The organism is Paenibacillus sp. FSL P2-0322 (assembly GCF_037975315.1).
In the GTDB taxonomy this organism is placed as follows: Bacteria; Bacillota; Bacilli; order Paenibacillales; family Paenibacillaceae; genus Paenibacillus; species Paenibacillus polymyxa_B.
Genome location: NZ_CP150243.1, coordinates 3173882 through 3189015, shown reverse-complemented (window position 1 = coordinate 3189015; position 15134 = coordinate 3173882). Strand labels below are relative to the sequence as shown.

The following is a 15134-nucleotide window of genomic DNA, read 5'->3' as shown; positions in this document are numbered from 1 at the left end:
CAAAAAGGCTCTCCCGCATGAAGCGGTGAGAGCCTTTTTGCCGTGTTAGATCGCCCAATTTCCTTTACGGAAGATAGGTTCCTCAGTACCGTCCTCGGTAACGCCGTTGATGTCCATTTCACCTGAACCGATCATAAAGTCGACGTGTGTCAGGCTGGAATTCAGGCCGTTGGCAGCCAACTGCTCTTGAGTCATATCCTTGCCGCCTTTAAGGTTAAATGCATAGGCATTACCGATGGCCAAATGGTTAGAGGCATTTTCATCAAACAACGTATTATAAAATAAAATATTTTTATCAGAGATAGGTGACTTATGAGGTACGAGAGCAACCTCACCCAGATAGTGTGAACCTTCATCCATTTCTACGAGATGCTGAAGAGTTTCCAAACCGGTCTCTGCCTGTACATCGACAATACGTCCATTTTCAAAAGTCAATGAAAAGTTGTCGATGATATTTCCGCTGTAGCTAAGTGGCTTGGTGCTGCTGACCTTACCGTTCACTCCCGTTTTGAGCGGAGCTGTAAACACTTCCTCAGTAGGCATATTGGCTACAAAAGTATGTCCCTGTTGGTTGACGCTTTCGGCTGCTACCCACAGATGATCTTTTGCCAATTCGATGGTGAGGTCTGTGCCTGGAGCCAGATAATGCAGCTTTTTATAGCGTTTGGCATTTAAAATATCAGATTTGCTGGAAAGGGTTTTCAAATGCTCTTTCCACGCCTCCACGGGGTTATCCAGATCCACACGCACGGTGCTGAAAATGGCATCCCACAGTTTATCCATTTGCTCTGAAGCTGGCAGATCAGGGAATACTTTGGCAGCCCACTCTGCTGAAGGATAAGCAATCAGAGACCAACTGAATTTGTCGGCCATTTGATATTCGCGGTATTGACGTAATTCATGTGACCGCACGCGCTGGGCAGCAGTAATTCGGCTGGACGGAATCCCTTTAAGCAAATCCGGATTTTCTGCAATGACATGCAGTACAGCTGCGCCATTTTCGACCTCTTCAGTCATTTCGGCTGCGTACCATTTGGGAGCAATATTAAAAGTTTCATCAGGAGCTAGTTCATACTGTAATCGAGTAATGGTCTCATCACTCCATTTTACTGTAACCAGCTTGGCTCCGGCAGTATACGCTGATTTGACGATAAGTCTCACGAGTTCGGCGGACAAGATTGGCGCATGAACGATGAGTGTCTGCCCAGGATGTACATTGGCGCCGACCCGAACGGCTAACTCGGCATATTTTTGCAATTTTTGTTGAAAATCTGACATGTAACTTTCCTCCATTTCACGAAAAGCCTTAAACAAGGCTTGGGTAACTTGCGCAGTTTTTTTTGCAAATTCCACACATAGCTTATATATTGTACAATGTAACGAAAAGGTTCACAAATCAGTTTTGGTACTATTTAGTGAAAATGAAAGGGCGGATAGATGAATGACAGAGCAAAATTCACCTCAGGAAGTGAAAGAAGTACATATTCAACAGGCACAAATGACAAGAGATGAGAATGGTGCTTATCTGGGCCAAGTGGTATTTGGAGTAGACGGACAGAGTTCTGTATATGAAATCACATTCCACAGTAAAAGGGGAAAGGAATGGGATTACAGTCTCCATTTTGCGGGAGAGCCACGGGTGGAGGAAGAGATGCTGAAAATGGATAGCTGGATTGAAGAGAATGATGATTTGTTCGACTATTTGCTAGATACGGCATGGAGTAAATTACCCGAGTAATGTAAACATGGTCTATTTTCGTGACAAGCGGATTATATTTAGCAGTGTCCGCATAATCTGCTGACATGGGGGAAGCCTAAAGGTCGATATTAACAGGAAATTCCATGTGAATAGGAGGGTGAAGCTTTGGCAAATCATCTGTTCACCGAAGGAATGACGGCAAATGAAGAGGCTGCTCCCGATCTCCTGAGCTTACGGACGCTGTTTGTAAATATGTGTTTTATTGGAGAGCCGGGAAGCCGCTCCTGGGTGCTGGTGGATACGGGGATGACAGGATTTACAGACTCGATTATACGCCTGGCAGAGGAACGGTTCGCTGGCCCTCCGATCGCTATTGTGCTTACACATGGTCATTTTGATCATGTAGGTTCGGTTATTGAGTTGGTACAGCATTGGGGTACACCTGTTTATGCACATCCTTTGGAATTACCTTATTTGACGGGAATGAAGGATTATCAAAAACCTGACCCTAGTGTAGGGGGAGGTTTAATGTCGGGCATTTCCTTCTTATACCCCAATGATGCTATAGATCTCGATGATCGCATCACATCCCTGCCCCAAGATGGCAGTGTCCCCGGTGCCCCTGGTTGGAAGTGGCTGCATACGCCAGGACATACGCCTGGTCATGTATCGCTTTTTCATGAGCGAAGAAGGTTAATGGTGGCCGGTGACGCTTTTATTACGGTGAAACAGGAATCGGCACTGGCCGTTATTTTACAGGAAAAAGAAATACATGGACCTCCTGCGTATTTTACAACAGATTGGCAAGCTGCGCAGCGTTCGGTGGAAATGCTGGCCAAGTTAAAGCCTGAGATTGCAGTTACAGGACATGGCCATTACATGCGTGGTGCTGATCTGACAGATCAGCTGGAGCGACTGGCGGGAGATTTTGAGCACATGGCTGTACCCAAACAGGGCCGTTATGTGTAGTGATGTGTGAAGGACGATGCCTTGCGGGGCATCGTTTTTTGTGTGGACGTGGAATTTTTTTGCTCAGCATGGTATAGTCAAGCCAAAAGCTAAACGCTTTCATTAAACATCGTCATTTCATCAAGGAGGATTTTTTGATGACACAACAACATGCTGCAATTGGTGATCTTTATTATGGAATACCGGCGATTCGTCTTAAATTTGGACGATATGAAGCGGTTGCCCTGCCGGGAAACGGCGCAAATCTGATTTCTTTTCGTGACAATGAAACGGGATATTCTTTTCTGCGTGAGCCAGATGCTGAGAGCATAGAGGCTTTTAAGCAAAGCCCGTCCGTTTACGGAATTCCTTTCCTGTTCCCTCCGAATCGGTATGAGGATGGAAAATTCCTGTGGAATGGTGTTACATATGAGCTGCCGATAAATGAAGAGGCGACCCACAACCATCTGCACGGCTTTTTACACACTGTTCGGTGGGAGGTTGAGGACTACGGTTCCGGGGAGCAAGGTAGCTATGTGGTAATGAATCAGCATGTAAGGGAAGGACATCCCATGTTCCGCTATTTACCCTTCACCTTTACCATGAAGTTAACGTACAGCCTGGACGAATTTGGCCTGCATCAGCGTTATGTGATCCATAACGAGGGCGATCAACCGATCCCCAACTTATTTGCCTTTCACACAGCGATTCGCGTTCCGTTCGTACCCGATAGCTCGCCTGAGGATTACAAGATTAAGGTCACAATCGGTGAGCGTCGTGAGCTGACGGAACGGTTGTTGGCCACAGGTCAGTTCCAGCCTTTATCTCCGGAAGAGGAACTGCTGAAGACGACGGGAGTTAGTCCTTATTTTGCCTCTATGGATAATCATTACACGGCAGCTCCGCAAAATGGACGCAACTACATGGAACTGACACACAGTAAGACAGGGGCTACCCTCGTATACGATGTAGGTACAGCTTATAAGCATTGGATGATCTGGAATAACAAAGCGAACAAGGAATTCATCTGTCCTGAACCGCAAATGAACATGATCAATGCACCGAATCGTCCGGACCTGCCAGCTGAGGAGATCGGATTGATTGCACTGGCTCCAGGCCATATTTTTGAGGCAACCAGCCGTTTGTATTGTATAACACCTAATAAATCGAAATCCTAGCATTTAATTTATCCTTATAAGCCTGTATCGTGTCCAACGGTGCAGGCTTTATTTGGGTATGTAAAGCACAGGTAAGGGACAATGGGGAAGGAGGACGAAAAAGGTTGCAGAATGCCAAGCAGTCATAGTATGATACGAAACAGGAGATGATCAGATGAATTTTCCTTTTCAAGCCGTCAAACGCAAGCAAATCGCCGATGAAGTAGCTGAACAGCTGCAACGAAAAATTGCTGCTGGTGAATGGAATGTGGGCACAAAGATTCCAACCGAGCCTGAGCTCATGAAGCTATTCGGAGTCGGGCGGTCTACAGTGCGTGAAGCGGTTAGCGTTCTGGTACATGCCGGTCTATTAGAGAAAAAGCAAGGACACGGAACTTTTGTCTGCCAACCGACGACTTCTCAAGAGCCATTGGATTACCGTCTAAGCCGTGCTGAAATTATTGAAGTTTATGAAGTACGGAGTGTATTGGAACTAGAGATTGCCAGATTGGCTGCATTACGTCGTAATGACGAGGATTTACACTTAATGCGTGCGGCGCTGGACCGTCGTGCTGCAACTTTGGCCGCTGGAGATTTGTCTGGGTACTTAGATGCGGATATCACTTTTCACTTGGCTGTTGCCGGAGCTACACGCAATAAGGTGCTTACAGACGTATATGGCAGCTTTGTAGAGGCCATTCGCAAGGCGTTGAACAATCTCATTACCGATCCAGCGATGCAAAATCATTTTACTTTGCAGCATGAAAAAATATATGAAGCAATCCGGGATCAGGATGGCAAGGCTGCCGAGCTGTATAGCATTCAACATTTGGACGGCACCAAGCTGGAGCTGCAAAAGCATATGGGAAGTTCATAAATTTTTTTACTCTTAAACATCAGATGATCAGATGAATGATAAAACGGATTTTAAGCCTTCTACTCGAACATCTCCTAAAATCAATCAAAAGGTGGTATCTGTATGCGTAAAATATGGGTGTTGGACACAACGTTAAGAGATGGAGAGCAATCACCAGGAGTTAGCTTAACCAGCACAGAAAAGGTGGAAATTGCTCTTCAGCTGCAAAAGTTAGGCGTAGATCGGATTGAGACTGGCTTTCCAGCAACCTCGCCTGGTGAGATTATCAGCATGCAGGAGATTGCCAAACAGGTTACCCAAGCAACACTGGTTGGTTTTGCACGCTCGAAGGAACAGGATATTGATGCAGTCAGAGAGGCGCTACAAGGAGCTGAGGATGCCTGTCTTCATTTGTTCCTGGCTACCTCGCCCATTCACCGCCAACATAAGCTGCGAATGGATAAAGCGAAAGTATTAGAGACCGCTGCAGCTGCCATTCGTTATGGACGCAAGTATTTCAGCAAGGTAGAATTTTCAGCAGAGGACGCCAGTCGTACCGAGCTGGACTTTATTTGTGAGGTCGTGGATATGGCGATTCGTGCTGGAGCGACAGTCGTCAATTTACCGGATACGGTGGGATATGCCTCGCCGGACCAGTTCGGTGAAATGTTTAGAATTGTAAAACAACAAGTGCCCGGTATCGAAAAAATACAACTTAGCACACATTGTCATGATGATCTTGGTATGGCAACAGCTAACACGCTGGCGGCCATCCGTAATGGTGTAGACCAATTTGAAGGTACCATCAATGGCATCGGTGAGCGAGCCGGAAATACACCTATCGAGGAAGTTGCACTGGCCCTTGACACTAGAACCGAGCTCTATGGTGCACAAACGAGTCTGGTTTTGGAGGAGCTGTATGCCACCAGTCGCCTGGTGAGCAAACGTACGGGGATGTCGGTACCGGGAAACAAGGCCATTGTTGGAGCCAATGCGTTTGCGCACGAGTCTGGTATACATCAGGACGGAATGCTTAAAGAGCGTACAACGTATGAGATCGTGTCCCCTGAGCGTATTGGTCTGAAGACAAGTAAACTTGTATTGGGCAAGCACTCGGGTAGACATGCATTTAAAGAAAAACTGGCGGACATGGGGTTTGAAGCTTTGACGGAGGAACAGCTGCAAGAGGCGTTCCGCAAATTCAAGGCCTTGACGGATAAGAAAAAACAGGTGTTGGATGAAGACTTGCTCGTCCTGATGGATGAAAGCCGCAATGCCTCGCCTCAAATGTACACACTGGATTCCATTCAGGTGTCCTATGGCAATCAGTCGGTTCCAGTCGCATCCATTCGGTTGAGTAAACAAGATGGGACAGCAATTGATGAAGTAGCAATGGGTAACGGTTCTGTAGATGCGATTTTCCATGCTATAGACAAGGCCAGTGGTGAAGAGGTGGAGTTGGAGGATTATTCGATCCAATCTGTAACATATGGCAAAGATGCGTTGGGGGAAGTACACGCCATTTTGAGGCAAGGTGAGTACACAGCACTGGGAAGAGGCACAAGTACTGATATTTTGGAAGCTAGCGCCAAAGCTTACATCGATGCGCTGAACAAGCTACTGAGTAGAAAAGAAGTCCATGGCAAAAGAAATATCACCATTAGCTGAACTTAGTGACCCAGGATAGTAGCCGAAATCTCCTTTTGCCTCCTCTGGCCTCATCGTAAAAAAGCGCTTGCAAAATAAATGATAACATTTGAAATTTAATGTATAATAGGCAAGAGAGATCACCATATTTTGTCTGAATTACATAGGCCAAGAGGAGGAAATGAGTTGAACTACCGCATCGAAAAGGATACGTTGGGCGAAATCAAAGTACCGGCAGACCGTCTGTGGGGAGCGCAAACACAGCGCAGTAAGGAAAATTTCCCGATTGGTTCGGAGAAAATGCCATTAGAGGTCATACAGGCGTTCGCGGTGCTTAAAAAGAGCGCGGCGATCAGTAACTATAAGCTGGGTAAGCTATCACAGGAGAAGCAGGATGCCATTATTTATGCAGCAGACGAAATTCTCGCAGGGCGAGTTGATGACCATTTCCCATTGGTTGTATGGCAGACAGGGAGCGGTACGCAGTCCAATATGAATGTGAATGAAGTGATTGCTCATCTGGGAAGCCAATGGTTACAAGAGCAGGGAAAAGATACGAAGCTGCATCCCAATGACGATGTGAACATGTCGCAAAGCTCAAACGATACGTTTCCTACAGCGCTTCATGTAGCGGGTGTCATTGCAGTGGAGGATCGTTTGTTGCCTGCCATCGATAAGCTGAAAGAGACTTTTCAACAGAAGTCAGAGCAATTCAAGGATATTATAAAAATTGGACGAACCCATTTACAAGATGCGACACCGCTTACGCTGGGCCAGGAAATAAGCGGCTGGTATGCCATGCTGGACAAGAGCAAGCGAATTATCATCGACACGGTTCAATACATGAAGGAGCTGGCGATTGGCGGTACAGCGGTGGGGACAGGAATTAATGCTCATCCAGAGTTTGGCTCCCGAACCTCTGCGGAAATTTCCAGTTTCACTGGTAAAACCTTCACTTCCGCACCCAATAAATTTCATGCATTGACCAGCCACGATGAAGTGGTAGCCGTACATGGAGCAGTCAAAGCGCTCGCTGCCGATTTGATGAAAATCGCCAATGATGTTCGCTGGCTGGCAAGTGGTCCGCGTAGCGGCTTGGGTGAAATCACGATTCCTACTAACGAGCCAGGTAGCTCCATCATGCCCGGTAAGGTAAATCCGACCCAGAGCGAAGCACTGACGATGGTCGTTACGCAAGTAATGGGTAATGATGCAGCTATCGGCTTTGCTGCGAGTCAGGGTAATTTTGAACTGAACGTGTTTAAGCCAGTAATCATATACAATTTTTTGCAGTCTGTTCATCTGTTGGCCGATTCCATGATTGCTTTTAATGACAACTGTGCGATCGGCATCGAGCCTGATCTTGCTAAAATTGAGCACAATTTGAATAATTCGCTGATGCTGGTGACGGCATTGAATCCACATATCGGATATGAAAATGCCGCTAAAATCGCCAAACTTGCACATGCAGAAGGACTGTCTTTAAAAGAAGCGGCACTCCGCAGCGGACTGTTGACTGAAGAACAGTTCGATCAATATGTAGTACCTGCGCATATGATTCATCCTAAAGCCTAAAGCACGACGATTGTCTCTGCTTAAGCCTTATAAAAAATATACAAACCAGCTCATCGAGTGCGATTTAGCACAGACCATGAGCTGGATTTTTTGTTTTCTCATATATTTTTTTACTTAAGATTAGTATTCTGTGTGATTTGAGGGTATATAGATAGAAGGCGAAAAATTGAACATCCATTTTCAAGATAGGAGAAGCGTATGGAACAGACAACCCTTATAAATTTGATTGTGCTTTTGCTGTCCAGCTTGCTGCTGGTCGGTGTGCTGACTACCAAATTTTCCAGCCGTTTCGGTATGCCTGCGCTTGTTTTGTTTATTGCCGTAGGTATGGTGCTTAGTCAGTTTATTTATTTTGATAATGCCTTTATCACACAGCTGGTGGGCATTCTCGCGCTCATTGTAATCTTGTTTGAAGGCGGGATGCAGACAAAGTTTGCAGACGTTAAGCCAGTTATTCGACCTGCGTTATCATTATCAACGTTAGGGGTCATCATTACGACCGTAGTCATTGGCGTATGCGCCAAGTTTATTTTAGGCGTAAGCTGGATGGAATCCATGCTGTTTGGCGCTATTGTCGGATCGACGGATGCGGCAGCCGTGTTTTCCGTTCTAGGAGGTAAAAACATCAAAAAACGAATTACCTCGACGCTCGAAGCGGAATCCGGCAGTAATGACCCGATGGCTGTATTTCTCACGGTAACATTGATTGAGCTGATACATCACCCTGAGCAATCCATTTGGATACATATCTTGTTGTTTTTATGGGAAATGGGTTTTGGTTTAGTCGTTGGTTTTGTACTTGGACGTATAGGTGTATATGCGATTAATAAAATGAATTTTGATTCATCCGGTTTGTATCCTGTAATGGCGCTGGCATTTGCAGTCTTGACGTATGCGGCGGCATCGTTACTGGAGGCAAGCGGATTGCTGGCGGTATATGTCATGGCCATTGTCTTGGGAAATTCCGACTTGACCTACAAGCGATCCATTATTCATTTTAACAATGGTTTCGCCTGGATGGTGCAGATTATGATGTTTGTCCTGCTCGGCCTATTGGTCTTTCCTGATCAATTGCTGGGCATTGCGTGGCAAAGCTTGGCGCTCTCCTTCATCCTCATGCTCGTGGCTCGTCCAATAGGCGTGTTCCTAAGCTTGCTTTTTTCCAGGTACTCTGTGCGCGAGAAGACCCTGTTATCCTGGGCAGGACTGCGGGGGGCGGTACCTATTGTACTAGCAACCTATCCTTTACTGGATGAGATGGATGTAGGACCCTTGTTTTTTAATGTTGTATTTTTCGTCGTGCTCACCTCTGCGATCATTCAAGGTACAACTATTTCGTGGCTAGCGGTGAAGCTTGGCTTGATGGACCCTAACGAAACATCGTCTCCTTCATTGCTGGAATTAGTTTCTCTGGGGAAAACCACTTCGGAAATCAACCACATTCAGGTACAAAAAGGGATGTCGATAGCGGGCAAAGCGATTCAGGATATACAGTTGCCTGAAGATATTTTATTCACAGCCATAATTCGGAACGAGCAAATTATTGCCCCGAGAGGCACGACGGTGATTGAACCTGGCGATACATTGTATGTGCTTAGTCCCAAACTCAAGCGTCAGCAGATGAAAGAACTGTTCATGCTACTCGAACCAGAGGCTGCTCCGTAAAAAGCGTAGGGTACTCTTAATTACAGTCCTTCACATTCATGTGGAGGACTTTTTCCTGTATTTTTTTCAGAGTGGATGAATCTGTTAAAAAATTGACACTATCATTCTACAAAATTAGTTTATGATATTGTCGTTAGATGTCGCTGCCTATCGTTACGGATCATTTGATGGGCAATAGTGATGAATAAGATAGAAGTCACCAATAACAGGAGAGATGATGAATGAAACCGGAAGTCTTGCCACAGCGTGCAGCAGCTCGCAGGCAGAAAAATAGAAAAAAGAAACGAAAAGGAAAATTCGGTCGCTTTATACTGCGACTTTTTATTGTATTCCTGTTAGCAGGAATAGGGGGTGGTGCGTGGTTGTTCCTAACGTCATCTGGCAAGGACATGCGCTATTTGGCTGCCGATACGCTGATCACGACCCAACATCGTCACTGGGCGAAGTACTTTATCGGTGAAGCAGAGGCGAAAAAACGTGTGGCTGAATATTCGGCCCGTTTTGAAGCGATGGGTGAGGAGAAGGACAGACATACAATCAATCTACCTGATCTGATACCGACCAAAGTACAACAAACGCCGCTGGTTGAAGTGGAAGAGGTATCGGGCCGTAACTATCATGGCTATGTTATGACAGTGCATGACCCCACTAAAATCCGGCTCGGGGTTCCTGCCAAGGTCGGCCGGGGAGAAAGGGTATCTAGTATGGTCGAGCGTTTAGGAGCTGTTGCTGGTGTAAATGGCGGTGGCTTTGCCGACCCCAACTGGAATGGGAATGGTTTTAAACCGATTGGCGTTGTCATTTCCCAGGGTGAGATATACTACAATGATATGGGTAAAAATGCCTCTGTTCAAATCGTAGGTATTGATAAGCAGGGAAAAATGATAGCTGGTCACTATTCGTTGTCCGAGTTGTCCAAAATGAATGTGCAAGAAGCGGTTACTTTTCAACCACGCCTAATCGTGAATGGGAAAGGTCTGATTCGCAATGCAAGCGAGGGGTGGGGAATTGCTCCTCGTACCGCAATGGGGCAAAGAGCAGACGGGGCCATTATATTCGTGACCATCGACGGTCGTCAGCCTGGGTACAGTATTGGTGCCAACTTGTATGATATGCAAAATATTTTGCTTAAACACGGAGCGGTTATCGGTGCTAATCTGGATGGAGGTTCTTCAACGGTGCTAGTCAAGGATAATGCCATTGTGAACAAGCCTTCTTCTGAATACGGAGAGCGGTATTTGCCGACTGCGTTTCTCGTATTTGAGCATCCAGAGACTGTTAGTATCCCGAACATATGGGAAGGTCTGAATCCTGGAGACATTGACGCAGCCAAAAAGAGATAGATTAGGAATGAATAAGTTCATTAAGTGAACGGAGACTGATGACCAGCCAGAGATTCATGGTAAATTAAAAGAAGAAATATACGAGGGAGATCTGGCGACAGCACGCGAAGCGCTAATCCGTTTAGACAGCAGCACTGTCCATCCTTATATAGAAGCACATAATCCTAACACTGAGCTTCTATCCAGTGTCTATATGTTCCCTCAAGGCGAAGCATTGCGCTATTTTACAGTAGGTGGGGGTGTGCTGAATCTGGTTGAAGTGAAGGACGGTTTTCCAGTTGTCACCTATCAAGGGTATGTGGGTGCTCCCTTTGATAAAACATTTACAATGGAATACGATCCGCTGGAGCGTTTTATGGTGAATAAAGCCAAAAATCAGTGGGGAACTTATCCGAAGCTAAATAAGCCGCTGATCTACGAGTTTACTACAGGATGGGGAGACAGCAGCACTACTTATTATGGACGGATTACCACGCTAAATAAAGAAGAACTGCTGGGTACTACGGGTGATCCCGTAACTGGACTCCCGGCTAATACCAAACAAATTATGAAAACCTTCAAGCTGCCGTGGGAATCGCGTACAGATGCCCCAGCAGGCGATGGAATAAGTTAAGAGCAGCAATAGTAAGGAAAATTTAAAAAGCGCGTATCGTTGAAGTAAAGATACTTCCCGGTACGCGCTTTTTTAGATGGAATTTGTACTTTTGTTGCTTCATGCTTGCTTAAGTATCTATTAGGCCTAGTCACAGGGTTGCTGTCATAGACCGCAAAGTAGCAGATAAGTGGAGAGATGATATGAGAAAACAGGAGCAAAGTGTATGCTCCTTATGTTGTTTCTAGGGTCCGCTTCTGAATAGCTCTGTATAAAGAACCTTGTGAAATACCAGTGCCTTCTATAATTTCTTTTACAGAGTATTCCTTACTGTCATACATTCGTAGGGCCAAGGCTATTTTATCCTTGTCGACTTTCGGTCTTCCAAGCTTTTTCCCACGCTTCTTACTTGCTTCCAATCCTTCTTTTACTCGTTCAGCGATGAGATTCCGTTCCAATTCAGCAATCACACACATCATTTGAAACATAGCCTTTCCTGTTGATGTTCGTGTGTCCATATTCTCTTTTAAGGAGACAAATTGTACTCCTATATCTTCAAATTCTTGAATGATACTTAAAATATCGAGCGTTTTACGACCCAGACGTGAAATACTCTCTACTACAACAATATCATTTGCCCTAATCACATTCATTAAATTCTGCAGACCTTGACGGTCTTTCACTGTACCAGTGAATTTTTCATCAATTATCTTTTCGCAGCCATATTCCTTTAGCATGCTAAGTTGTCTGTCTAGGTTCTGATCAATCGTGGAAACGCGGGCATGGTTTTTGGTAATGTAGTTGTAAAAAAAGAGATGTCGTATGTGCTTGAAGGTGATTAAATGACCTCTCAAACACGTTAGTTATTCAAGAAAAGGGCCAGATAATTGAATAACACTTGGTGGTTAAATTGGATATTTTACACATAGGTTGTTTTCTTTTGGATACCCATTTAGGTACCTAACATTCAGGTACCTAACATTCAGTAGTAGAAATTTGACTGTTTGCACTTCACTTTGGTAAAATTATATGTTAAAGAATTATTATGTAACATGGTTTAGATATCGTACCAGTTTGTGCATATATTCTGATTAGAACGCAATAATATAATGTAGAATAGGTGGAATATCATGAATACTAATCATGATTTTATGGATCATTGGTTAACCATAGACTCTATACAAAATAAAATAAAGAAAGAATTGGAGAATGTCCTGCAAGCGGAGTACAGCTTATCTTTAAAAGAATTCTACGTACTCTACTACCTTTCCAAAGCACCAGACAAAAAGCTCAGATTACAGCAATTGCAAGAGATGATCGGTTTAAGTCAGAGTGCGCTTTCTAGGCTAGTAGGTAATATGGAAGCGAACAGCTGTGGTGCATTAGAAAAGCATGTTTGTACAGATGACCGTAGAGGTTCCTATACTCGCCTAACTGACTTAGGTGAGAAGAAACTACAAAGAAGTTTAGTTTCTTTCCGAGAAATACTAAAATCATATCTCTCTACGGTTAATGTTGAAGGATTAATGAAACAGTTAATAGAAGAGTTATAAAAATTCCTAATCAGTCAAAGTACTCATTTTTCAGATGGAGTACTTTGACTTGACATGGAGAAAATTTAGCGTTAAATTATATGCATGTGTCATGCATTTAATTTAAATAAAAAGGAGTTTTTTATCATGGAACATTTATTTAGTCCTTATAAGATAAAAGGATTGGAGTTAAAAAACCGTATTGTGATGTCTCCAATGTGTCAATATTCGGTTGAAAATAAAGATGGGATCGCTACGGATTGGCATTACCTGCACTATGTAAATAGAGCGATCGGTGGAGCTGGATTTATTATGATTGAAATGACAGATGTTGAGCCTGATGGCCGTATTTCAGACTTTGACTTAGGATTATGGTCAGACGAGCAAATCCCTGCTTTAGCAAGAATTGTAGAAGCTTGCCACCGTTATGGAGCAAAAGTTGGTATTCAAATCGCTCACGCTGGACGTAAAGCAGAAGATGCTGCTGTGCCAGTTGCACCTTCTGCTATTCCATTTGATGAAAATTCAAAAACACCTAGAGCTCTTTCAACAGATGAAGTGAAAGAAATGGTAGAAAAGTTTCGCAAGGCCGTACAGCGCGCAGTAAAAGCAGGATTTGACACAATTGAAATCCATGGTGCTCATGGATATTTAATTCATCAATTCCACTCTCCTTTAACAAATAAAAGAAATGATGAGTATGGAAAGGATCTAACTAAGTTTGGCCGAGAAATTATTGAAGCAGCCAAAGCTGAGATACCAGAAGATATGCCGTTAATGATGCGTATATCTGCTAAAGAATATGTAGAAGGTGGATATGGAATTAACCAAAGTATAGAGTTTACAAAAGAATATCAAAAAGCAGGAGTAGATATCTTTGACATCTCTTCAGGTGGTGAAGGTCCTATTGCTGCTTGGGGAAAACCTGGTACGCATGCTGCTTATCAAGTACCACTAGCTCGAGAAATTAAAAAAGCTCTCAATGTTCCGGTCATTGCAGTTGGAAGATTGGATGCCCCTGCATTGGCAAACGCTGTTATCGGAAATGAGGAGGCAGACCTTGTAGCTGTTGGACGAGGAATGTTACGAAATCCTCATTGGGCATTAGAAGCTGCAGCTACATTAAAAAAAGAAACGACTGTGCCTACACAGTACGCAGATGGTTTTAGAAGATAAGTTGAAATGACAAAAGATAAAAACCTAAAGGAGGAGTATAAAAGATGTCATATATTCAAGACAAAGTAGTCATTATTACAGGATCTTCAAGTGGGATTGGAGAAGCAACAGCGATTCATCTTGCGAAGAATGGAGCTTCTGTCGTTCTAGCTGCCAGAAATGAAGAGAAACTAAAAAATCTAGCAGAGCGAATCAATAAAGAAGGGGGGAAGGCTTCTTACAAGGTGACAGATGTTACCGTCAAAGAAGACGTTCAATCTCTCGTAGACTTTACAGTAGATAAATTCGGAAGAGTTGATACGTTAATTAACAGTGCAGGGATGATGTTGTTCTCCATGTGGGATAACGCTCATGTAGACGAATGGGAAACGATGATTGACCTTAACGTAAAAGGTGTGCTGTATGGAGTAGCTGCGGTCCTACCTCATATGAAGAAACAAGGAAGTGGACAAATCATTAATGTAGGTTCTATTGCCGGTCATGCGATTGGTGAAGGTCATGGTGTGTATAGTTCTACGAAGTATGCAGTAAGAGCAATTACCGAAAGTCTACGTAAAGAGGTATCGGTCAAACATAATATTCAAGCTGTTTTAGTCTCACCAGGTGTCATTGCAACTAATTGGCAGGATACAGTGACAGATGAAGATGTAAAATCTGTACTGGGAGAATTAAATAAGGTAGCTATTGACGTAGACTATGTAGCTGAAACAATTGGATTTGTGGTTAATAAGCCTGCGAACGTCATGATTAATGATGTGATTGTCACACCTACAGCACAGGAATGGTAATGAGGTAATTTGAAAGAAAGACTTCTGATTACGAAAGAAAAGAGAGGTAATTTACCCCACTTGATTTTGTCTATAAGAATTAGACAATAAGTTTTTACACTTATAGTTTGTTTTAAATTGAATAGAGTAAAATAATATCAATATGGTCAGACCATG

14 protein-coding genes are annotated in these 15134 nt (G+C 44.0%); 12 read left to right on the top strand and 2 right to left on the bottom strand.

The window, feature by feature from the left end:
* Positions 1-45: 45 nt before the first annotated feature.
* Positions 46-1278, bottom strand: a complete 1233-nt coding sequence (locus MKY24_RS13775; protein WP_025722749.1) for an aminopeptidase — start codon at positions 1276-1278, stop codon at positions 46-48.
* 163 nt (positions 1279-1441) lie between these two features.
* Between MKY24_RS13775 and MKY24_RS13770 the strand changes: the two genes are divergently transcribed.
* The 9 genes from MKY24_RS13770 (at position 1442) to MKY24_RS13730 (ending at position 11503) form a co-directional block, all read left to right on the top strand.
* Entirely contained in the window at positions 1442-1738 is a 297-nt protein-coding gene (locus MKY24_RS13770; RefSeq protein WP_339200204.1) for a hypothetical protein, read from the top strand.
* 126 nt (positions 1739-1864) lie between these two features.
* Positions 1865-2668: an MBL fold metallo-hydrolase gene (locus tag MKY24_RS13765; protein ID WP_339200203.1), complete on the top strand. Its 804-nt coding sequence runs from the start codon at positions 1865-1867 to the stop codon at positions 2666-2668.
* Positions 2669-2805: 137 nt separating this feature from the next.
* Positions 2806-3825 carry an aldose 1-epimerase gene (locus MKY24_RS13760; protein WP_013310435.1) on the top strand — a complete coding sequence of 340 codons (1020 nt, stop codon included), beginning with the start codon at positions 2806-2808 and terminating at the stop codon, positions 3823-3825.
* Between the two features lie 154 nt (positions 3826-3979).
* Positions 3980-4681, top strand: coding sequence for a FadR/GntR family transcriptional regulator (locus tag MKY24_RS13755; RefSeq protein ID WP_023988876.1), 702 nt, complete (start codon positions 3980-3982; stop codon positions 4679-4681).
* 102 nt (positions 4682-4783) lie between these two features.
* Positions 4784-6328, top strand: coding sequence for a 2-isopropylmalate synthase (locus MKY24_RS13750; RefSeq protein ID WP_339200202.1), 1545 nt, complete (start codon positions 4784-4786; stop codon positions 6326-6328).
* Positions 6329-6493: 165 nt separating this feature from the next.
* A complete protein-coding gene (gene fumC / locus MKY24_RS13745; RefSeq protein WP_339200201.1) occupies positions 6494-7882 on the top strand; it encodes a class II fumarate hydratase in 1389 nt (462 codons plus the stop codon).
* Between the two features lie 198 nt (positions 7883-8080).
* On the top strand, positions 8081-9547 hold the full coding sequence (locus MKY24_RS13740; protein WP_023988873.1) for a potassium/proton antiporter: 1467 nt from the start codon (positions 8081-8083) through the stop codon (positions 9545-9547).
* Between the two features lie 221 nt (positions 9548-9768).
* A complete protein-coding gene (locus MKY24_RS13735; RefSeq protein WP_250271482.1) occupies positions 9769-10890 on the top strand; it encodes a phosphodiester glycosidase family protein in 1122 nt (373 codons plus the stop codon).
* 193 nt (positions 10891-11083) lie between these two features.
* Positions 11084-11503: a hypothetical protein gene (locus tag MKY24_RS13730; protein ID WP_279833902.1), complete on the top strand. Its 420-nt coding sequence runs from the start codon at positions 11084-11086 to the stop codon at positions 11501-11503.
* Between the two features lie 212 nt (positions 11504-11715).
* Here MKY24_RS13730 and MKY24_RS13725 read toward each other — a convergent pair whose 3' ends face one another.
* Positions 11716-12279 (bottom strand): recombinase family protein, encoded by a 564-nt coding sequence (locus MKY24_RS13725; protein ID WP_034095184.1) that lies wholly within the window; start codon positions 12277-12279, stop codon positions 11716-11718.
* Between the two features lie 333 nt (positions 12280-12612).
* Between MKY24_RS13725 and MKY24_RS13720 the strand changes: the two genes are divergently transcribed.
* The 3 genes from MKY24_RS13720 to MKY24_RS13710 all read left to right on the top strand — a co-directional run bounded on the left by MKY24_RS13720 (position 12613) and on the right by MKY24_RS13710 (position 14978).
* Complete coding sequence (locus tag MKY24_RS13720) at positions 12613-13035, top strand: MarR family winged helix-turn-helix transcriptional regulator (protein WP_023988869.1); 423 nt, start codon at positions 12613-12615, stop codon at positions 13033-13035.
* Between the two features lie 126 nt (positions 13036-13161).
* On the top strand, positions 13162-14190 hold the full coding sequence (locus MKY24_RS13715; protein ID WP_023988868.1) for an NADH:flavin oxidoreductase/NADH oxidase: 1029 nt from the start codon (positions 13162-13164) through the stop codon (positions 14188-14190).
* 44 nt (positions 14191-14234) lie between these two features.
* Positions 14235-14978: an SDR family oxidoreductase gene (locus MKY24_RS13710; protein ID WP_023988867.1), complete on the top strand. Its 744-nt coding sequence runs from the start codon at positions 14235-14237 to the stop codon at positions 14976-14978.
* Positions 14979-15134: the final 156 nt, after the last annotated feature.